This window comes from Rhizobium sp. 862_C5_N1_2 (assembly GCF_051811205.1).
In the GTDB taxonomy this organism is placed as follows: Bacteria; Pseudomonadota; Alphaproteobacteria; order Rhizobiales; family Rhizobiaceae; genus Rhizobium; species Rhizobium leguminosarum.
On record NZ_JBPWPT010000001.1, the window covers coordinates 2261981 to 2280567 of the forward strand.

An 18587-nucleotide genomic window follows, 5' to 3' on the forward strand; every position below is an offset into this window, starting at 1 on the left:
CCCCACGGCAGGATGGCAGTTTGTATCACTTTGTATCGCCCGCCCGCGACCGCAATAGTTCGGTACATTTCCCCGCAAAGCCGGACACATCGGGGATACGTCCGCACAGCCATATCCCCGCCGTTGCTGGTTCAGGCCCATCGCCGCCCAGAGCCCGATCAATCGGTTTCAAAGGAAACGATGATGACACTTCTGATCATTGCCTATCTCGGAGGCGCGCTGACGATCCTCAGCCCGTGCATCCTCCCCATCCTCCCCTTCGTCTTCGCCCGCGCCGGACAGCCCTTCGTCAGAAGCACGCTGCCGATGCTGGCGGGCATGGCCGCCACCTTCGCGCTGGTCGCCACGCTTGCCGCAGTCGGCGGCAGCTGGGCCATTCGCGCCAATGAATATGGCCGGCTTGCTGCGATCGTCCTGCTTGCCCTCTTTGGCGCAAGCCTGCTTTCACCGCGCATCGCAAGCACGCTTGCCCGGCCGATCGTCGACCTTGGCAACAATCTTATGAACGCCACCGGCGGCGGGCGCGGCACCACGACAGTGAAGAGCGCGCTTCTTCTCGGCGTCGCCACCGGACTGCTCTGGGCGCCCTGCGCCGGTCCGATCCTCGGCCTTGTGCTGACCGGAGCTGCATTGCAGGGCGCCAATCTGCAAACGACCTTCCTGCTGATTGCCTATGCCGCTGGTGCTGCAACTTCGCTTGCCGTCGCCCTGCTTGTCGGCGGCAAGCTCTTCGCCGCCATGAAACGCTCGCTCGGCCTCGGCGACCGGATACGCCAGGTGCTCGGCGCTGCCGTGTTGGCGGGTGTCGCCGTCATCGCGCTTGGACTGGATACCAGCCTGCTGGCGCGGATTTCCTATGCCAGCACCGCGTCCCTGGAACAGGCCGTGCTTGACAGGCTGCATGCGAAGCCCTTGGGCGGCGCATCCTCCGAAGTGGCGAGCAAAGACATGGTGATCGCAGCCGCCGATACGAAGAAGCCCTTCCGCAGCGATCTGCCCGTCGAAGGTTACGCGCCTTCACTCGACGGCGCGGTCGAATGGCTGAACTCCAAGCCGCTGACATCAGAGCAACTGCGCGGCAAGGTCGTGCTCGTCGACTTCTGGACCTATTCCTGCATCAACTGCATTCGCACCATCCCTTATGTCAGGGCCTGGGCGGAAAAATATGCGAACCAGGGCCTCGTGGTGATCGGCGTGCACGCCCCGGAATTTGCCTTCGAGAAGAAGGTCGACAACGTCAAGAAGGCGATCGGCGACTTCCAGATCGGCTATCCCGTCGCGATCGACAATGATTACAGCATCTGGCGCGCCTTCGAAAACAGCTACTGGCCTGCCGCCTATCTGATCGATGCCAAAGGCCAGATCCGCTACCACCATTTTGGCGAAGGCAATTACAACAGGACCGAAAAGGCCATTCAGCACCTGCTGCGCGAAGCCGGCAGTCAAACGACGGAAAGTGCGCCGGTCGTGCCGGATGCCAAGGGCGTGGAGGCAGGCCCCGACCTCGGCAACATCCGCTCCGGCGAAACCTATCTCGGCTACGAACAGGCGGCGAACTTCGCCTCTCCGGAAGGGCTGCAGCCAGACACGCCGCATAACTACTCGATCGCCGAACCCGGCCTCAACGGCTGGGGCCTGTCCGGAACCTGGACCGTCGGCCGGGATCAGGCGACGCTTGATCAGCCGGGCGGCGGCATCACTTATCGCTTCAGCGCCCGCGATCTGCATCTCGTTCTCGGGCCTGGCGCCGGCGGCAAGCCGATCCGCTTCCAGGTGAAGATCGACGGCAAGGCGCCAGGACCTGACCACGGCGCAGACATCGATGCAGACGGCAACGGTACGGTGACCGCGACCAGGCTTTACCAGCTCGTCCGCCAATCCGGCACGGTCGCCGCCCGCAACTTCGAGATCAGCTTCCTCGATCCTGGTGTGCAGGCCTACGCCTTCACCTTCGGCTGAACCTGAGACGCATCAATATCCCGATCATCAACACGACCCAAAGGAGTAATAGTCATGAACAGACATCTTGCTTTCACGGCAGCCCTCGCATTCGCCACCAGCACCATCGCATTCGCGGCAGAGGCTGCCGAGGTCAAGAACATCGTGATCGTCCACGGCGCTCTGGCCGACGGCTCTGGATGGCGCAAGGCGACGGACATTCTCCAAAAGCGCGGCTTCAACGTCACCATCGTCCAGCAGCCCATCACCTCGCTCGACGACGATGTGGCGGCGACCAAGCGCGTTCTCGACCTGCAGGAAGGACCGACCCTGCTCGTCGGCCACAGCTATGGCGGCATGGTCATCACCGAAGCCGGCAATGATCCCAATGTCGCGGGCCTCGTCTATGTCGCGGCGTTCCAGCCCGACAAGGGAGAAAGTCTGCTCAGCCTCGCCAGCTCGAAGCCTGCCGGCAGCATGGATATAAGGGAAACGAAGGACGGCAAATATCTCTATCTCGATCCGGGCGCCTTCGCCGCGGATTTCGCAGCCGACCTTCCGCAAGCGGAAGCCGCTTTCATGGCAAAGTCACAGGTCTTTGCCTCGAAGCAGGCATTCTCCGCCAAGATCACCCAACCGGCATGGCGGACCAAGAAAAGCTGGTCGATCGTCGCTACCGAGGATCGCTCCATCAACCCCGAGCTCGAGCGTGACATGGCAAAACGTGCCGGAAGCGACGTGACCGAGATCAAGGCCAGCCACGCCGTCTTCGCCTCCCAACCGGAAAAGGTTGCCGATGCGATCGAAACGGCAGCAAGGAAAGCCGCCGATTAGCCCGCGCAGCCAGGAATGTTCCTAAGCAGTCGCGCGGATGAAGCCTCTGGTCGGAAGGGTACCCGACCAGAGGCGTGACGAAGTCGCCCCGTTGACCCTGCCGGCCGAGAATGTCGCTCTCGTCGTCACCCCGCTCCCCGCAGCAGAAGTCGGCACCATCTATACAACTTTGTGACCATTCCATCAAAAAATGAAAAATAAGTCACGAATTCCCATTTCAAATTGACGGCTTTCCCTATAAAATTGCGACGATATTCCATGTCGCGCGCAACCGCCCGGTGCAGAAGCTGTATCTCGGCGCAAATGCCGGATCGTAGATCAAGGGAGAAACCAGATGGGAATGGCAGTCCCTTGTTAAATTTTCATCAGAACACTATTGCAGTGTGAACGATAAGGGAGACATGCGATATGGATAGTCGCAGGGGCCGGCGCATCGCAGTCTTATCCGAGGCCCTTTCACGACATCGCATTCTGCACATCAAGAATGCTGCCGAGATCCTGGGCGTCTCGGAGATGACGGTTCGGCGTGATGTCAGCGCCAATGCAGGCCAATTCGCGTTTCTCGGCGGCCATATCGTTCCGGCTGTCGAAGCGGAAAACGATCCCTATGAAATTTCCAGGGCCGCCGACAGTCATGCCGCTGCAAAACGACAAATTTGCACACAAGCCATTGATTACATTCACCATGATGACACGGTCTTTTTCGATTGTGGCACCACCTTACCCTATCTGGTCGATCTTCTCCCAGACCGGATTCACATAACGGCGATCTGCTACGCCATGAATGTCGCCGATCGTCTAACGCGAAAACCAAACGTTCGCCTTGTTATGCTCGGTGGTCTTTACCACCCCGCATCGGCGAGCTTTTCCGGTGCCTCGGGGCTGGAAATGCTCGACCAGCTTGTGATCAACGTGGCATTTCTTTCTGCAGCCGGTGTCGATGCCCGGCGTGGCGCGACCTGCGCGCATTTTCACGAAGCGGAAATCAAGAAAAAGGCGATGTCTCGGGCACGAAAGAATATTCTTCTCGCCGACAGCAGCAAAATCGGCAAGTTGAAACCAGCCTTTTTCAGCGACATGAAGTCATTCGATGTGGTCATCACCGAAAACGGTATGAACGACTTCGACTGAGAAATCCGCATTTTTTCAGCGTCTGTCGAAATCTAAACTTGACGCGGTAGCACAGTGATGCAAACCTAACAAACAATGAAAAGAAAATCACATTTGAGCCAGTTGTGAGGCTTCCGCTGCGTGCATCTGCACGGATGCAGCAAGACCTTCACGCTCTGACCGGGAGGATTCTATTTGGAAACCGTTGCTGTTCACAATGCGGCCAACGCGGCGCATCATGGAGCCCCTTCGCGATCGCCGGACGGCACCCATAACCGGCCGCGCAATACCGGTATGGAACTCGATCTGTCGTGGGTGTTTGACACCCGGGTCAACCTGTCTGCCACCGAGCGCCGCGTAGCCTCGCTTCCCGGACGCCGCACTGTCAAGAAGGACGCACAGGCAGCTTGGCTCCTGAAGGCGGTGACCTGCATCGATCTGACGACGTTGAACGGCGACGATACCCCCGAGCGCGTCAAGCGGTTATGCGCGAAGGCGATGAATCCGGTACGCGCCGACATTCTGGATTCGCTTGGCATGAGCGGCCGTTCGATCACCACCGGCGCCATCTGCGTCTACCATCGTTTTGTTGCAACGGCCGTCGAGGCGCTTGGGGATTCCGGCATTCCGGTCGCCGCGGTTTCGACCGGTTTCCCTGCCGGTCTCAGCCCGCACCACCTCAAGGTCAAGGAAATCGAGGCGTCGGTTGCCGTTGGCGCGAAGGAAATCGACATCGTCATCACCCGCGAGCATGTGCTGGCCGGCAACTGGACAGCACTCTACGAGGAAATGCAAGAATATCGCGCCGCCTGCGGTAATGCGCATGTCAAGGCCATTCTAGCGACCGGCGACCTGAAGACGCTCCGCAATGTCGCCAAGGCCTCGCTGGTCTGCATGATGGCGGGAGCCGATTTCATCAAGACCTCGACCGGCAAGGAAGGCGTCAATGCGACGCTGGCCGTGACATTGACCATGCTGCGGGCGATCCGCGCCTATCAGGAGCGCACCGGCATCAAGATCGGCTACAAGCCGGCCGGTGGCATTTCCGCGGCGAAGGACGTGTTGAACTACCAGTTCCTGATGAAGGACGAACTGGGGCGCGAGTGGCTGGAGTCTGATCTCTTCCGCATCGGTGCATCGAGCTTGCTTGCGGATATCGAGCGGCAGTTGGAGCATCACGTCACCGGTGCCTATTCGGCCCTCAACAGACACCCGATTGGATGATCCAGATGACTGTTGCAAAGTATTTCGACGAAATGTCCTACGGCCCTGCCCCTGAATCCGATCTCGAAGCTCGCGACTGGCTAGCGCGCCACGCTTCCGGTTTCGGTCACTTCATCAATGGCGCGTTCGTGGGCTCCGCGTCGGGCAAGAACTTCGACACGTTCGAGCCGGCCACCGGCAAGGTCCTGGCGAAGCTCGCGATCGGCGGCGCGGCGGATGTGGACAATGCGGTTGCTGCGGCCCGCAAGGCACAGGCGTCATGGGCGCGCCTGCCGGGCCACGCGCGGGCGCGCCATCTCTATGCGCTTGCCCGGATGATCCAGCGCCATGCGCGTCTGATTGCTGTGGTCGAGGCTATCGACAACGGCAAGCCGATCCGCGAGACCCGCGATCTCGACGTGCCGCTGGCAGCTCGTCATTTCTATCATCACGCCGGATGGGCGCAAATCCAGGACACGGAATTTGCCGATCATGTGCCGGTGGGCGTCGTCGGCCAGATCATCCCGTGGAATTTCCCATTCCTGATGCTGGCCTGGAAAGTGGCGCCGGCTTTGGCACTCGGCAACGCCGTCATCCTGAAGCCTGCCGAATACACGTCGCTGACGGCGCTTCTCTTTGCCGAACTGGCATCCGCAGCGGGCCTTCCGCAGGGTGTGCTCAATATCGTGACGGGAGAAGGCGAAACAGGCGCGCTGCTCGTCGGGCATGAGGATATCGACAAAATTGCCTTTACCGGATCGACAGAAGTCGGGCGCGTTATTCGCGAGCGTACCGCAGGTAGCGGTAAATCGTTGACGCTGGAACTCGGCGGCAAGTCACCTTTCGTCGTTTTTGACGACGCCGATATCGACGGCGCCGTGGAAGGCGTCGTCGATGCGATCTGGTTCAACCAGGGACAGGTCTGCTGCGCCGGCTCGCGGCTTCTGGTCCAGGAAGGCATTGCCGATCTTTTCCATGAGCGGCTGAAGCGCCGCATGCAGACATTGCGGGTCGGTCAGCCTTTGGACAAGTGCATCGATATGGGTGCGATCATCGCGCCCGTGCAGTTGACGCGTATTGAAGCGCTGGTGAAAAAGGGAGTTTCAGAAGGCGCGACACTGCATCAGGCTAAGATCGACCTGCCGAAGGGCGGCAGCTTCTACCCGCCGACGCTTCTCAGCGGCGTGCAGCCGACATCAATCGTCGCGACCGAGGAAATCTTCGGGCCGGTTGCGGTCTCCATGACTTTCCGCACACCGGAAGAGGCTATCCAGCTTGCCAATCACACCCGCTACGGCCTCGCCGCCAGCGTCTGGAGCGAGACGATCGGCTTGGCGTTGAACGTTGCGGCAAAGCTCGCAGCCGGCGTGGTCTGGGTGAATGCCACCAATCTTTTCGATGCCGCCGTCGGTTTTGGCGGCAAGCGCGAATCCGGATTCGGCCGCGAAGGCGGACGGGAAGGTTGCTACGAATATCTGAAGCCGAAGGCTTGGGTCGGCCGCAAGGCGCGAGCAGCAATGCCCGCCCTTTCGCAGGTGAAGCCGGTTGCCGGCGATTTTGCCCTGCCCAGTATCGACCGGACGGCAAAGCTCTTCATCGGTGGCAAGCAGGCGCGCCCGGACGGCAATTATTCCCGTGTCATCACCTCCCCCAAGGGCAAGGCGATCGGTGAGGTCGGCGAAGGCAACCGCAAGGACATCCGCAATGCAGTGGTTGCCGCACAGGCCGCCTCCGCCTGGTCGAATGCGACCACGCATAACCGCGCCCAGATTCTCTACTACATCGCCGAGAACCTCAGTGGTCGCGCCGACGAGTTCGCCTCGCGGATAACAGCGATGACCGGAGCTTCCGCCGCCAATGCAAACGCCGAGGTCGACGCCGCGATTTCGCGTCTCTTCACCTACGCAGCCTGGGCGGACAAATATGAAGGCAGCATTCACCAGCCGCCGCTTCGCGGCGTAGCTCTGGCCGTGCCGGAAGCCATCGGCGTCGTTGGCGTCATATGCCCGCCGGAAGCGCCGCTGCTCGGCTTTATCAGTCTGGTTGCGCCGTTGATTGCCACCGGTAATCGTGTCGTCGCGGTGCCGAGCGAGCCCTTCCCGCTTTCGGCCACGGATTTCTATTCCGTTCTGGAAACGTCGGATGTGCCTGCCGGTGTCGTCAATATCGTCACCGGGTCGGCGATCGAATTGGCAAAGATCCTTGCCGCGCACAATGACGTTGATGCGTTGTGGGCCTTCGGCTCCGCGGAACTTTCGACGACGGTGGAGAAGCTGTCTTCGGGCAATCTCAAGCGAACCTTCGTGGACAACGGCAAGGCGACGGACTGGATGGACAGAGCCGCTGCCGAAGGCGCGCAATATCTTCGCCGCGCTGTGGATGTGAAGAATATCTGGATCCCCTACGGAGAATAAGGGATCCGGAATGCCCCTCCCCAAGAATGGAGAGGGGCACCCATAGCATCACTTGTTGGCAGCGACCGGGCGGACCAGTGCCGTGACGCGGCGGATGGTGACGCGGCGGTTTTCCTGCTCAGGGGCCGACGTGTTGACCTTGAGGTAGTGCTCACCATAACCCTGCGTCGCAAGGTTCTCCGGCGCGATGCCGTAGACGTCGGTGAGCACGTTGGCGACGGATTCCGCCCGCTGGTCGGAGAGGATGAGGTTACTCTGGTCTGAGCCGACAGCATCCGTATGACCCTCGATCAGGAAGGTCTCGCTCGGATCCTTCTCGAGCACCTGGCTGATCGCATCGGCGACCTTGCGCAACGTGCGCGCCTGGGTCATCGGAATGTCCGCGCTACCAGTCGCGAAGGTGATCGTGTCGAGGTCGATGCGGCGCACCTTGTCGCGGATACGAGCCGAATACTTCACCTCATCCAGCGAATAGACGCGTTCCACCGGCTCGACCGGAGGCTCGCTCAGGAACTCGTAATAGTCCCGGTTCGGGTCGCTGCGGGTGTCGATGATGTAGTCGCTGAGCGGTACGCGCAGCCGCATCGGCGGCAGGTCGGCGCCCGGATCCTCGAAATAGTCGCGGTCCGGATCGTCATAGAGGTCCTGCGAATAATAGAGCACGTCCTCGCGCCCGCGGGCATCGACACGCGACCGCTGGATGATGTCGCCATAGCGGTTGCGGATCGTCACGATGCGATAGCCTTCCGGCCGCGTGATCGTCTCGCGGTAGCGGTCACCCGAAAGCTCCTCGTAGCTCGGCCGCTCGCCGTCGCGCAAGAAGCGCCTGTCGTCGTCGCCGCGCACGATCGTCCTGTTGTCGTACTGGATGATCACACGGCTGTCGTCGCCACGGTCGTCGAAGCGCGCGCCATCGGGACGGACGAATTGCGGCCGCTCATCGAGCTTCCTGCCCTTCTCGCGGGTGACCGCCTCGAGCTTTACCGGCGCCGTCGCCTGGCCGCCGGTGGCAGCCTGCGCATCGGCATCTGAGGTCGGCACCTTCACTTCCTGGCTGTCGGCGCGCTGCCTGTCGCGGTCGCGGCGGCCTTCGCGGCCCTTGCTGCGGTCGGCATCCTTGTCGCTGTCGAGCACGGCTGCGCCGTTCTCGACCGGCAGCACGACGGTTTCGTTGCTCTTGGCAGGATCTGCGGCGATCTTCTTCCGGCGCTCCAGCTCCTCGGGAGAAGCCTTTTCCGGTGCTGGAATGGCCTGCTTCACCTGCTGGCCGCCGCTGGCATCCGGTTGCGGCTGAGCAGTGTCAGTGGCGGGCGCGGCTGGCTGTGCGCCGGCGGGCTGTTCACCGGCGGGCTTTGCCGCCGTACCATCCTTGGGCTTTTCGGCCGGCGCAGCTTCCGGGGCCGCTGCCTTATCTTCGGTCGTCTTAGCCGCAGGGGCATTTTCTGCAGGTGCTGCAGTCTCACCCTTTGGCTTCTGCTTGGCAGGCGCCTCGGCTGCGGGTTTCACCTCTGGCTTGGCTTCGGGCTTGGCCTGTTCTTCGGTCGGTGTCACCGCCTCGGGAGCGGCAGTCTCAGCCTTGCCCTTGCCCTTGCCTTTATCTTTGCCTTGGGCCTTATCCTGCCCCTTCTCCCGCTTGCCGCCTTCCGGCTTGGCTTCAGGTTGTGCCTGTTCCGTTTCCGGCTGAGCTTCCTTTGCTGCCGGCTGCTGTTCGGGCTGCGGCTGAGCCTCCGGCTCGGCCTGCTGCGTCTCCTGCTTCTTCGGCTTCTTCGGCTTTTCCTGCGTTACCGGCTGCTCTTCCTGCTGCGGCGCGGCCTCCGGCTGGGCCTGCTGTTTGGCTTTCCGCTCGGGCTTGCTTTCAGGCTGCTCCGCGGGCACCTCCTTCGGTGCCTCCGCCTTCGGCGCTTCCGGCTCTGCCTTGGGTTCAGGCGCTTCCTTCCGCTCGGCCTTCGGCTTTTCGGCAGGCGCTTCCTGCTGCGCCGGCTTCTCGGCGGCCGGCGCCTGTTCGGCCGGGGCTTCCCCCTGTTCCTTGTGCTTTTTCTTCTTCAGCAACTCCTCCTCGGAAGGCGCATCCTGCGCCACCTCGAAGCTGCCCGGCTCGACCTGCCGCACGGCCGCAGCCTGCGTCGCAACGTCGCGTACGGCCGCCATCGCCGATGCCGGCTGCAGCGCCAGCGAAAGAGAAAGCAGCGGAAAAGTCGCGCTCGCGAACAATCTTGATTTCATGCCCATCGGGTTTCCTCGATCCTGTTTGAGCTTCTTGAAGGCCGCAAGGCCCTGGTTCCGCCCCTAGCTTCGCATTGAGGCGAAACGGCGGAATGGCAATCGCCGAGCCGCCGATTTGTTCCGGTTCTAGGGAGGTCGGGATTAACCTCGCGTGAATGTTGCAGTCTGCCGACGTTCATCTCGCCCGCTATTTGCACCGCCCAATTGCGGTGGGATTTGTGTTGCAATTCTATCAAAAAAAGTCTGATTATCGCCGCAAGGCGGTCTCAGCACCGTTGAACTGCGGCCGTCAGCCCAAGAGAAAAAGGAGCGGCGGCTACCAACAGAGAGGATCCTCATGCTTAATCCTACCCGTATTTTCGCGGCAGCCTCGATCGCGGCGATGTCCCTTTTTGCCGGCTCGGCCATGGCCGATGGCGAGAAATATGTGATCGGCACCGATTCGACCTATCCGCCCTTCGAATTCGTTGATGCCAGTGGCACAATCCAGGGCTTCGACATCGACATCACCAAGGCGCTCTGCGCTGAAATGAAGGCCGAATGCTCCTTCGTCAGCACCGACTGGGACGGCATCATCCCGGCGCTCAACGCCAAGAAATTCGACATGATCGTTTCCTCCATGTCGATCACGCCGGAGCGCCTGAAGCTCGTCGACTTCTCCAACAAGTATTACAACACCCCGCCGGCCATTGCCGTGCCGAAGGATTCGACGATCACGGATGTCGCCGGCCTCAAGGGCAAGGTGATCGGCGCGCAGACCTCCACGACGCATGCCAACTATGCGGAGAAACATCTCGCCGACACTGAGCTGAAGCTCTATCCGACCGCTGACGAATACAAGCTTGACGTTGCCAGCGGCCGCGTCGACGCCGTCATCGACGACGTCGTCGTTCTCTCCGAATGGGTGAAGTCCGACGCTGGCGCCTGCTGCAAGATTCTGACGACCCTGCCGGTCGACAAGGAAATCAACGGCAACGGCGCAGGCATTGCCATCCGCAAGGGCGACCCGCTGAAGGAAAAGCTGAACACGGCGATCGCTGCGATCCGTGCCAGCGGCGAATACAAGAAGATCCAGGACAAGTACTTCGACTTCGACGTTTACGGCGAATAAGAAATTCGTTATCTGGCCGATGAAGGTAATGGCGGAAGGCTTGCTCTTCCGCCATTTTTGTTTGACAAAGATGGCAAGATTAAAACGGCAAAAGCCGTGAGGGGAATTCTCGCATGGGCGGATTATTTTCCGCGCTGGGCTCCTTCTGGAGCTGGATTGTGCACATCTTCGATCCGCTGTGCGGACCCGTTGGCATCTTCACTTGGCTGGCGCCGTCGACGATTCTTAGCTGTGGCGATACCGGTTGGGGCGACGAGATCGCGCTTGGCCTGCAGATCACCGTTTCGGTGGCGATCGTCACCCTGCCGATTGGCCTTGCCATCGGTTTCCTGGTGGCGCTCGGTCAGCAGTCGGAGGAGAAGTCGCTGCGGCTGGCGGCCGGCATCTACACGACGATCTTCCGCGGTCTGCCGGAGCTTCTGACGCTCTTCATCATCTATTACGGCATGCAGATGCTCATTCAGTCTCTGCTGACCTTCGTCGGTTATGACGGGCCGCCGGTCGAGATCAATGCCTTCCTCGCGGGTGTCATCGCGCTTTCGGTCGTCTTCTCGGCCTACTGTTCGGAAGTGCTGCTCTCGGCCTTCCGCGCCATCCCCAAGGGACAATATGAGGCGGGAGACGCGCTTGGCCTGCATCGCGGCCGCACGCTGCGCCTGGTCATCCTGCCGCAACTCGTGCGCATCGCGCTGCCGGGCCTGACGAACCTCTGGATGGTGCTGCTGAAAGACACCTCCTACGTCTCGATCATCAGCCTTGCCGATATCCTTCGCCAGACGAGTGTCGCCGTGCGCGTGACCAAGGAACCCTTCTTCTTCTATGGCCTGGCCTGTTGCCTCTATCTGGTGCTCGCCATCCTCTCTTCCTTCCTGCTCGTCTATGTCGAGCGTTGGGCCAAGCGTTCGGAGATCAGTCGATGAGCTATGCCGAAACGCTGATCCCACCGCAGCCCGCGCCCCGCGAGGTGATGAAGCCGATGACGCCGGCGCGCATGGCCGGCTATATCTTCGTCGCCGTCTGGGCTCTGCTCGCAGCGCTTCTTGTCTTTTCCGTCGTCAATGGCTGGGATCCGGAAAAATTCACCCGTTACGGGCCGCGCTACCTCCATGGTCTCTGGATAACGCTGAGCCTCGTTTTCATTTCCGTCATCTGCGGCGCCATCCTGTCGCTGCCGCTTGCCGTGGCGCGCATGTCGAAGAACCGGATACTGAATGCGCTGGCCTACGGCTACATCTATTTCTTCCGCGGCACGCCGCTGCTTGCCCAACTGTTCCTGGTCTATTACGGCCTCGGCATATTCCGGCCGCAGCTTGAGGCCGTCGGCATCTGGTGGTTCTTCCGCGATGCCTGGTATTGCGGCCTCTTTGCCATGACCATCAATACCGCGGCCTATCAGGCCGAAATTCTGCGCGGCGCGATCGAAAGCGTGTCGCATGGCCAGCACGAGGCGGCCGCCGCACTCGGCATCCACAAGTTTATCGCTTTCCGCAAAATCATCCTGCCACAGGCTCTCATCGTCGCGCTTCGTCCTTATGGCAACGAGATCATCCTTCTGATCAAGGGCTCGGCGGTCGTCGCCATCATCACTGTGCTCGACCTGATGGGCGAGACCCGCTACGCCTTCTCCCGCACCTTCGACTACCAGACCTATCTCTGGGCGGCGATCTTTTATCTCGTCATCGTCGAGGCCTTACGCCATCTCTGGGCCTGGATCGAACGCCGCCTGACCCGGCATCTCAAGCGCTGATGCGTGACGACGAAACGCGTGTCGCAGCTTTGGGATAACGGCATGCATGAGACAAAGCCGACTTGGCAGCACTCTCGGCACGATGCTGCCAAGTCATTGATATAAAAAATAAATTGTCCTTTTATAAAGTATCTGTAAAGATTTCATTAACCACTCGCATGTTTCCATATCACGTAGCGCTAATAAGCGCGCGAGTGGGAACAAGAAGAAGTGGAATGCGATGCACAAGGACATGGAAAAACAATTGCAGGGCTACGGTCTGACGACCGCCCAGATCCTCTACCACCTGCCGGACCACCCGGCGATCCTGCAGACCTATGTCTGGCAGGACTACGACCTCGCCCCCGATTTTCCCGAAATGCGCGGCTTCCTGAAATTCTGGGAAGAGAAGCTCGACGGGCCGCTGCATTCGGTGCGCTACATCCACCGCAAGCTGATCTCGGCAACCGAGTGGCGGGCGCTGAAGGGCGAGTTCATCCTGCACTGATCGGCTCTGCAGCAGGATGCCGAAAAGTGTGAGCGGTTCGGGCGGCATGTACTGACCGCGTCAGACATGCGCCTCGCCATGGCCGAATTCGCCTTCGTCGCGATCCGGGCGAAGCGCGAAACCGAGCATGCCGAGATAGAAGGCGACGACAATGGCAATGACCGCAAGGCCGGGAACCGGCCCGAGCACGGCATTGTCGATGACATAGGCCCATGACTGCGCCTGCAGCGCCGGCATGCCCTCCGTCTGCAATTTCGGCGTCGAGATCTTCAGGCACCAAGCAAGGAGCAGGATGAAATACATCCAGCCGTAATTGCGCTTGAGACGGCGGTGCATCGCCTCCTGATAGCTGAGCAGGAAGCGTGGTTTGCGCAGGCTGCGGGCGACCACCATCGCCCATTCGCCGCCGGCCCCGGCCTCCGGCGCCAGAATCTCGGCGAAATAGCAGCGCTCGATCTGGCGAATGCGGGCGCGGTAGATATCGAAGAAGCGGTAGCGCCGCGCCTCGATCATCAGCAGCAGCGTCACCAGCATCATCCCGAACAGCAGCACTCCGTGATGCGAAGTCGGCGTCGACAGCGAGACCGAAAGCAGTGCTGCGACCACGGTGATCGCCCAGTTGGAGGTCCGGTCGATGCGGTCGCGCCAACTTGTCATCCGTCCGAGTTCACCGCGGTAATAATGAATGAGCGTGTTGGTAACCTCGCTTGGAGTACTTGGCAGCAAAGGCCGTGCGTCCTCTCCTTCCCGTACCAATGACGTCCTGTCTTCCTCCATTTTCATGGCTCGTTCCTCCCTTCGTCTTCTTTTCGGCCATTCTGCGCCCGCAAGCGCACCATTGCAAAACATCGAAAGCCGCCTTAGACGCATGCCTGAAACAAAAGGACGATGGACTGCGATGGCAAAGAAGATCGACGAAGAAGCCCTTGGCGAGGCCTATAACCGCGCGCTGGCGCTGGAAAAGGCCGGTGATGTCGACGCGGCCGTTGCAGCCTATGAGGAAGTCCTGGCAATCGATCCCGACGATCACGGCGGTGCGGCCGTGCGCATTGCCGCGATGGGCCGCGGCGAAACGCCGGTCAAGGCGCCCGACGCCTATGTCGAGACCTTGTTCGACCAGCATGCCGAGGTTTTCGAGGACGTGCTCGTCGAGCAGCTCGGCTATCACGTGCCGATGCTGGTGCGCCAGCGCCTGCAGGCGCTGAAGCTCGGACCGTTCAAGCGGCTGCTCGATCTCGGCTGTGGCACAGGCCTCACCGGCGGCGCGCTGCGCGACCTCTGCGCCGATATGACCGGCATCGACATATCGGAGAAGATGGTCGAGATCGCCCATGAGAAGGACCTCTACGAAACGCTCTTCGTCGCCGAGGTCGAGGATTTTCTCGACGACAACGACGAGGAAGCCTTCGACATCATCTCCGCCACCGACGTGCTGCCCTATCTCGGCGCGCTCGAACCGCTATTCTTCGGCGCCGCCGAGAACCTGACACCGGGCGGCCTGTTCATCTTCTCCTCGGAAACCCTGCCCGAGGAAATACTCGCCGGCCGTGCCTATATGGTCGGCCCGCACCAGCGCTTCGCCCATGCCGACGCCTATGTGAGAGAACGCCTGACGGCCACCGGTTTCGAACTCGTCGAGATATCGGATATCAATGTGCGCATGGAAGACGGCCAGCCGACACCAGGCCATCTGGTGATCGCCCGATATATCGGCTGAAGCTAATGCACCTGATATTCGCCTGACGGAATAGTTTCGCAGTTGGCGAAGTATCTGTTGCATGATGCGCCATGACCTGATAGTTAGTCGATCGGTAAAGTTTACCGCAACGATAGGAAAGGTCGCCGCATGTCGCTCGTGCTTTATGGGCATCCGCTCGCCTCCTTCTGCCACAAAGTGCTGATCGCGCTTTATGAAAACGGTACCCCTTTCGAAAATCGCATCGTCGATCTTTCCGACGAAAGCTCGCGCGCCGATCTCTTCCGCTTCTGGCCGATCGGCAAGATGCCACTGCTGCGGGACGAGGCGCGCGACAGCACCATTCCCGAGACATCGATCATCATCGAATATCTTGAGCAATATTATCCGGGGCCTCTTCGGCTGCTGCCGCTGGAGATCGACCGGGCGCTGCAAGTCCGCCTTTGGGATCGCTTCTTCGATCATTATGTCCAGGCGCCGATGCAGACGCTGGTTAGCAATCACCGGCGTCCTGAGGGCACGGCGGACGAAATCGAGGTCACGGCCGCCAAGGCGACGCTTGCCACCGCTTACTCGATGATCGAAAAGCAGCTCGCCGACAAACCCTGGATATCCGGTGACAGCTTCACCATGGCCGATTGCGCCGCCGCCCCCGCGCTCTTCTATGCCGAGACGCTGATCCCCTTCACTCCGGAACAGCCGAACCTTCGCACCTATTACGATCGGCTGCTGGCGCGCCCGTCCTTTGCAAGGGCGCTGGACGAGGCCCGCCCCTACTTCAAGTTCTATCCCTACAAAGAGAGGCTGTCCGCCCGCTTCCGGGATGCGGCGGGATGATCGAAAGCCAAGCGGATCTCGACCGCATGTTTCATGCGCTTTCCGATCGCAGCCGCCGCGGCATGATCGATCGTCTCGGCCGCGGCCCGGCCTCCGTCACCGAACTGGCCGCGCCGCTCGCCGTTGCCTTGCCGACGGTGATGAAACATCTGCAAGTGTTGGAGGAGAGCGGCCTCGTGCTCTCCGAAAAAACCGGCCGGGTGCGAACCTACCGCCTGCAACAGGATGCGCTTGCTGCCGTCGAGCGCTGGGTAGAACAGCGAAAGATCCGCTGGACGAGCACCTTCGACAGGCTGGATCAATTTCTCGGCAATGAAACGGAGAGCCTTCCCGAATGACGACGCCATCCGCCGAACACGCCACTCTCGTCATCGAGCGTCACCTGAAGGCGCCAGTCGCTCGCGTCTTCCGCGCCTGGTCGGCGCCGGAGGCCAAACGCCAATGGTTCGCTTGCCACGGCGAGTGGCAGGCGCTGGACTATGGTCTCGATTTCCGCCCCGGCGGCACGGAGAGGAACTACGTCGCCGATACCGACGGCCTTCTGCACGCCTATGATGCCCACTACATCGATATCCTGCCCAATGCCCGCATCATCTATGCCTATGAGATGAAGCTCGGCGAAACCCGCATCTCCGCCTCCCTCACAACCGTCGCCTTCGAAGCCGAACCCGGCGGCACCAAAATGGTCTTCACCGAACAGGTGGTCTTCCTCGACGGCTACGCCGACAACGGCGCCCGCCTCCAGGGTACCGAAATCGGCCTCGACAATCTGGAGCTCTTCCTCGAGCGCGAGGAAAGCCCCATTCACTGACACATGTCGCCAAATCAAGTTCGATGCCACGCGTTTCAGGCGATGTTGCCAAGCATCAAGCGCTGCTTGGTTTTTGTCGGGAGCTGGCGGGGCGAGCCGCAGCTCGCGTTGACGTGTTGAGTGCTGCGGCGGCGCGAACGAGCGTCTTCAACGCCTGCTCGTCGATCTCATCACCTTCGTGGAAATCGATGGCGCGCCTGGTATTGCCGTCAAGGCTGGAGTTGAAGAGGCCTGAAGGGTCCTCCAGCGAAGCGCCTTTGGCGAAGGTCAGCTTCACCACGCTCTTGTAGGTTTCGCCGGTGCAGATGATGCCGGCGCGCTCCCACACGGGAACCCCTCTCCACTTCCATTCCTCGACCACCTCGGGCTCGGCCTGCCTGATCAGAGTTCGGACCCGAGCGAGCGTCTGGCCTCGCCAATCGCTCAACTCCTCGATTCTCGCATCGATCAAACGAGAAGGAGAGTCTCCGTCCTTCTCTTCGCTCGGGCCGCTTTTCTTCATGGTTGCCGTGGCTTTCTTCATCGATATCGCTCCTCCATCCCTTAAGTGCTGATGACCTGGCGTCCGCTCACATTCGTTCACCGGGCAATTGGCTGGCTTGCTCCACCCAGGCGGCGAGCTGAGCCTCGTCGAGTTGGTCTGCCTCATGGATGTGGAAGTAACGCACTTCCTTTTGTTTGGACTCGCCGGGCGGGATGGGACTGAGCGACGTGCCACGGAAGAAAGCGAGTTTGATGTACTTCGCGAAGCAATGGACACCGAGGAACCAGCCCTGCCCTTCGATGCCATAGAGGGGCGAGTTCCATTTCACGGCCTTGTATACCCCGGGCACCGTGCGCGTGATGAGCGCATCGAGGCGATGCCCGACATCGCTTTTCCAGCCGGGCATGGCGGCGATGTAGGCTTGCACGGGAGCGTCGCCGTAACCCTTGGCGATCTGAGGGTTGCCGCCCGAGAGAAGGGTTGGCTCCCCGGCGGCCGGCTTGGCGGCTGACTTCTTCGTGACCTTCGCTTCGGCCTTGGACGTCTTGCCGGCCATTCTGTTCACCCCCATCCGCTGCTGCGCCTCGCGCTGCGCCATCTGGTGGCATGAGGCAGGACGAACAAGTACAGACCGGTGAGCAGGAGCAAGGCGAGCGGAAGAAGCGCCAAAAGCCCCACCCAGACGGACGCTCTCTCCTGCACCATGGCGATGATATTAATTATGACGGCCAGCGTAAAGGCAATAGACAGCCAACGGTGGATCTGCCGACACCAGTTATTCCAATTCACGGGAACCTCCTGCGAAAACGAGCCGAAGCGGATGGCGTAACCGTTGGCATCTGTCTCACTCGATCCGCGCCAGCACCTGCTCCAGCTTTGCGAAGAATTGTTGCCAGCCGCCCCTGGCGCCCCCGTAAGCCTGCCGCTGATCCGGCCGGAAGCCCGATTGCTCCATACGCAGGTGCGTGCCCGCGCCCTTAGGCGTGAGCGTCCAGGTGACGACGCTTGCGAGATCATAGGCAGCCCAGGTGTAAGACAGGGTTTTGTTCGGCTCGACTTCCAGGACCTGGCAATCGACGGATCCCCAATCCGCGCTGAGCTTAAAACGGTGATCCACGACCGGCACGAAGTCATTCTTCATCAGCCAGTCCGCGATCAGATGCGGCTGGGTGAGCGCGCGCCAGATCTTTTCCGGCGGAAAAGGGATCTCTCGCTCGACGACGACGGAACGGGTTTCAGTCGATGTTTCGGTCATTGGTCCATCCTTTTCAGTAGATCTTCCAGCTGGTCGAACCGATTTTGCCAAAAACCAGCCATCTCACTTGTCCAGTCGACCAGCGGCGCCAGCGCACCGAGCTGCGCGCTATAATGCGTCTGGCGACCTTCGTGACGGTCACGCACCAATCCGGCCTGCTTCAGGATTCCGAGATGTTTCGAGACGACCGGTTGCGAGACCCCAGCGCGTGCCGTCAAAGCCCCGACCGTCTTCTCTCCTTCGCGGCACAGCCGTTCGAAAAGAGCCCGCCGCGTCGGATCGGCGAGCGTTCTGAAGAGCAAGTCTTGAGCGTTTGACATCTACAATCCATACCCCACTGACTATGGATTAACGTATAGCCATAGAGGTATAGGTGAGTCAAGCTGGACGTGAGACGACTTAGGGAAACTGTTGTCGCTGATTTTAGCGCACGTGGC

General features: G+C 60.7%; 21 protein-coding genes. 14 read left to right on the forward strand and 7 right to left on the reverse strand.

The window, feature by feature from the left end:
* Window positions 1-183: 183 nt before the first annotated feature.
* The 6 genes from ACD590_RS11400 (at window position 184) to ACD590_RS11425 (ending at window position 7499) form a co-directional block, all read left to right on the forward strand.
* Window positions 184-1959: a cytochrome c biogenesis protein DipZ gene (locus ACD590_RS11400; protein WP_018446391.1), complete on the forward strand. Its 1776-nt coding sequence runs from the start codon at window positions 184-186 to the stop codon at window positions 1957-1959.
* Between the two features lie 54 nt (window positions 1960-2013).
* Window positions 2014-2772 carry an alpha/beta fold hydrolase gene (locus ACD590_RS11405; protein WP_018446392.1) on the forward strand — a complete coding sequence of 253 codons (759 nt, stop codon included), beginning with the start codon at window positions 2014-2016 and terminating at the stop codon, window positions 2770-2772.
* 37 nt (window positions 2773-2809) lie between these two features.
* Complete coding sequence (locus tag ACD590_RS11410; RefSeq protein WP_018446393.1) at window positions 2810-2947, forward strand: hypothetical protein; 138 nt, start codon at window positions 2810-2812, stop codon at window positions 2945-2947.
* Window positions 2948-3180: 233 nt separating this feature from the next.
* Window positions 3181-3903, forward strand: a complete 723-nt coding sequence (locus ACD590_RS11415) for a DeoR family transcriptional regulator (protein ID WP_018446394.1) — start codon at window positions 3181-3183, stop codon at window positions 3901-3903.
* Between the two features lie 174 nt (window positions 3904-4077).
* Window positions 4078-5106 carry a deoxyribose-phosphate aldolase gene (gene deoC / locus ACD590_RS11420; protein WP_439002574.1) on the forward strand — a complete coding sequence of 343 codons (1029 nt, stop codon included), beginning with the start codon at window positions 4078-4080 and terminating at the stop codon, window positions 5104-5106.
* 5 nt (window positions 5107-5111) lie between these two features.
* Window positions 5112-7499 carry an aldehyde dehydrogenase family protein gene (locus ACD590_RS11425; protein WP_439002575.1) on the forward strand — a complete coding sequence of 796 codons (2388 nt, stop codon included), beginning with the start codon at window positions 5112-5114 and terminating at the stop codon, window positions 7497-7499.
* 48 nt (window positions 7500-7547) lie between these two features.
* Here the strand turns inward: ACD590_RS11425 and ACD590_RS11430 are convergent, their stop codons facing one another.
* Window positions 7548-9728 carry an OmpA family protein gene (locus ACD590_RS11430; RefSeq protein WP_439002576.1) on the reverse strand — a complete coding sequence of 727 codons (2181 nt, stop codon included), beginning with the start codon at window positions 9726-9728 and terminating at the stop codon, window positions 7548-7550.
* A gap of 331 nt (window positions 9729-10059) precedes the next feature.
* Here ACD590_RS11430 and ACD590_RS11435 point away from each other — a divergent pair, with 331 nt between their 5' ends.
* The 4 genes from ACD590_RS11435 to ACD590_RS11450 all read left to right on the forward strand — a co-directional run bounded on the left by ACD590_RS11435 (window position 10060) and on the right by ACD590_RS11450 (window position 13067).
* On the forward strand, window positions 10060-10833 hold the full coding sequence (locus ACD590_RS11435) for a transporter substrate-binding domain-containing protein (RefSeq protein WP_018242324.1): 774 nt from the start codon (window positions 10060-10062) through the stop codon (window positions 10831-10833).
* Between the two features lie 113 nt (window positions 10834-10946).
* The gene (locus ACD590_RS11440) at window positions 10947-11753 is read left to right on the forward strand and encodes an ABC transporter permease (protein WP_018242325.1); all 807 of its coding nucleotides are present in this window, start codon (window positions 10947-10949) and stop codon (window positions 11751-11753) included.
* Window positions 11750-12580 carry an ABC transporter permease gene (locus ACD590_RS11445; protein ID WP_018242326.1) on the forward strand — a complete coding sequence of 277 codons (831 nt, stop codon included), beginning with the start codon at window positions 11750-11752 and terminating at the stop codon, window positions 12578-12580. The genes ACD590_RS11440 and ACD590_RS11445 overlap by 4 nt, the downstream gene beginning before the upstream one ends.
* Window positions 12581-12800: 220 nt before the next feature.
* Window positions 12801-13067 carry an usg protein gene (locus ACD590_RS11450; protein ID WP_018242327.1) on the forward strand — a complete coding sequence of 89 codons (267 nt, stop codon included), beginning with the start codon at window positions 12801-12803 and terminating at the stop codon, window positions 13065-13067.
* Window positions 13068-13127: 60 nt separating this feature from the next.
* Here the strand turns inward: ACD590_RS11450 and ACD590_RS11455 are convergent, their stop codons facing one another.
* Window positions 13128-13850: a DUF2270 domain-containing protein gene (locus ACD590_RS11455; protein ID WP_026230663.1), complete on the reverse strand. Its 723-nt coding sequence runs from the start codon at window positions 13848-13850 to the stop codon at window positions 13128-13130.
* A gap of 115 nt (window positions 13851-13965) precedes the next feature.
* On the opposite strand from ACD590_RS11455, the gene ACD590_RS11460 reads away from it, so the two are divergent.
* The 4 genes from ACD590_RS11460 (at window position 13966) to ACD590_RS11475 (ending at window position 16411) form a co-directional block, all read left to right on the forward strand.
* On the forward strand, window positions 13966-14784 hold the full coding sequence (locus tag ACD590_RS11460; protein WP_018446400.1) for a class I SAM-dependent DNA methyltransferase: 819 nt from the start codon (window positions 13966-13968) through the stop codon (window positions 14782-14784).
* A gap of 129 nt (window positions 14785-14913) precedes the next feature.
* On the forward strand, window positions 14914-15600 hold the full coding sequence (locus ACD590_RS11465) for a glutathione S-transferase family protein (protein WP_439002577.1): 687 nt from the start codon (window positions 14914-14916) through the stop codon (window positions 15598-15600).
* Complete coding sequence (locus tag ACD590_RS11470) at window positions 15597-15938, forward strand: ArsR/SmtB family transcription factor (protein WP_018242331.1); 342 nt, start codon at window positions 15597-15599, stop codon at window positions 15936-15938. Before ACD590_RS11465 ends, ACD590_RS11470 begins: the two co-directional genes overlap by 4 nt.
* Complete coding sequence (locus tag ACD590_RS11475) at window positions 15935-16411, forward strand: SRPBCC family protein (protein WP_439002578.1); 477 nt, start codon at window positions 15935-15937, stop codon at window positions 16409-16411. The genes ACD590_RS11470 and ACD590_RS11475 overlap by 4 nt, the downstream gene beginning before the upstream one ends.
* Before the next feature lie 55 nt (window positions 16412-16466).
* Here the strand turns inward: ACD590_RS11475 and ACD590_RS11480 are convergent, their stop codons facing one another.
* The 5 genes from ACD590_RS11480 to ACD590_RS11500 are packed head-to-tail and all read right to left on the reverse strand — an operon-like array spanning window position 16467 to window position 18470.
* The gene (locus tag ACD590_RS11480; RefSeq protein WP_439002579.1) at window positions 16467-16934 is read right to left on the reverse strand and encodes a DUF1801 domain-containing protein; all 468 of its coding nucleotides are present in this window, start codon (window positions 16932-16934) and stop codon (window positions 16467-16469) included.
* 46 nt (window positions 16935-16980) lie between these two features.
* Window positions 16981-17451 (reverse strand): DUF1801 domain-containing protein, encoded by a 471-nt coding sequence (locus tag ACD590_RS11485; protein WP_439002580.1) that lies wholly within the window; start codon window positions 17449-17451, stop codon window positions 16981-16983.
* 5 nt (window positions 17452-17456) lie between these two features.
* Complete coding sequence (locus tag ACD590_RS11490) at window positions 17457-17684, reverse strand: hypothetical protein (protein WP_113542134.1); 228 nt, start codon at window positions 17682-17684, stop codon at window positions 17457-17459.
* Window positions 17685-17739: 55 nt separating this feature from the next.
* Window positions 17740-18150, reverse strand: coding sequence for an SRPBCC family protein (locus ACD590_RS11495; RefSeq protein WP_439002581.1), 411 nt, complete (start codon window positions 18148-18150; stop codon window positions 17740-17742).
* Window positions 18147-18470 (reverse strand): ArsR/SmtB family transcription factor, encoded by a 324-nt coding sequence (locus ACD590_RS11500; protein WP_018242337.1) that lies wholly within the window; start codon window positions 18468-18470, stop codon window positions 18147-18149. The genes ACD590_RS11495 and ACD590_RS11500 overlap by 4 nt, the downstream gene beginning before the upstream one ends.
* Between the last annotated feature and the right edge of the window lie 117 nt (window positions 18471-18587).

What these genes read in the sequence shown, in the direction of transcription:
- ACD590_RS11400 (WP_018446391.1), top strand. Translation starts at nt 184, where the DNA reads ATGACACTTCTGATCATTGCCTATCTCGGAGGCGCGCTGACGATCCTC.
- ACD590_RS11405 (WP_018446392.1), top strand. Translation starts at nt 2,014, where the DNA reads ATGAACAGACATCTTGCTTTCACGGCAGCCCTCGCATTCGCCACCAGC.
- ACD590_RS11410 (WP_018446393.1), top strand. Translation starts at nt 2,810, where the DNA reads ATGAAGCCTCTGGTCGGAAGGGTACCCGACCAGAGGCGTGACGAAGTC.
- ACD590_RS11415 (WP_018446394.1), top strand. Translation starts at nt 3,181, where the DNA reads ATGGATAGTCGCAGGGGCCGGCGCATCGCAGTCTTATCCGAGGCCCTT.
- ACD590_RS11425 (WP_439002575.1), top strand. Translation starts at nt 5,112, where the DNA reads ATGACTGTTGCAAAGTATTTCGACGAAATGTCCTACGGCCCTGCCCCT.
- ACD590_RS11430 (WP_439002576.1), bottom strand. Translation starts at nt 9,728, where the DNA reads ATGGGCATGAAATCAAGATTGTTCGCGAGCGCGACTTTTCCGCTGCTT.
- ACD590_RS11435 (WP_018242324.1), top strand. Translation starts at nt 10,060, where the DNA reads ATGCTTAATCCTACCCGTATTTTCGCGGCAGCCTCGATCGCGGCGATG.
- ACD590_RS11440 (WP_018242325.1), top strand. Translation starts at nt 10,947, where the DNA reads ATGGGCGGATTATTTTCCGCGCTGGGCTCCTTCTGGAGCTGGATTGTG.
- ACD590_RS11445 (WP_018242326.1), top strand. Translation starts at nt 11,750, where the DNA reads ATGAGCTATGCCGAAACGCTGATCCCACCGCAGCCCGCGCCCCGCGAG.
- ACD590_RS11450 (WP_018242327.1), top strand. Translation starts at nt 12,801, where the DNA reads ATGCACAAGGACATGGAAAAACAATTGCAGGGCTACGGTCTGACGACC.
- ACD590_RS11455 (WP_026230663.1), bottom strand. Translation starts at nt 13,850, where the DNA reads ATGAAAATGGAGGAAGACAGGACGTCATTGGTACGGGAAGGAGAGGAC.
- ACD590_RS11460 (WP_018446400.1), top strand. Translation starts at nt 13,966, where the DNA reads ATGGCAAAGAAGATCGACGAAGAAGCCCTTGGCGAGGCCTATAACCGC.
- ACD590_RS11465 (WP_439002577.1), top strand. Translation starts at nt 14,914, where the DNA reads ATGTCGCTCGTGCTTTATGGGCATCCGCTCGCCTCCTTCTGCCACAAA.
- ACD590_RS11470 (WP_018242331.1), top strand. Translation starts at nt 15,597, where the DNA reads ATGATCGAAAGCCAAGCGGATCTCGACCGCATGTTTCATGCGCTTTCC.
- ACD590_RS11475 (WP_439002578.1), top strand. Translation starts at nt 15,935, where the DNA reads ATGACGACGCCATCCGCCGAACACGCCACTCTCGTCATCGAGCGTCAC.
- ACD590_RS11480 (WP_439002579.1), bottom strand. Translation starts at nt 16,934, where the DNA reads ATGAAGAAAGCCACGGCAACCATGAAGAAAAGCGGCCCGAGCGAAGAG.
- ACD590_RS11485 (WP_439002580.1), bottom strand. Translation starts at nt 17,451, where the DNA reads ATGGCCGGCAAGACGTCCAAGGCCGAAGCGAAGGTCACGAAGAAGTCA.
- ACD590_RS11495 (WP_439002581.1), bottom strand. Translation starts at nt 18,150, where the DNA reads ATGACCGAAACATCGACTGAAACCCGTTCCGTCGTCGTCGAGCGAGAG.
- ACD590_RS11500 (WP_018242337.1), bottom strand. Translation starts at nt 18,470, where the DNA reads ATGTCAAACGCTCAAGACTTGCTCTTCAGAACGCTCGCCGATCCGACG.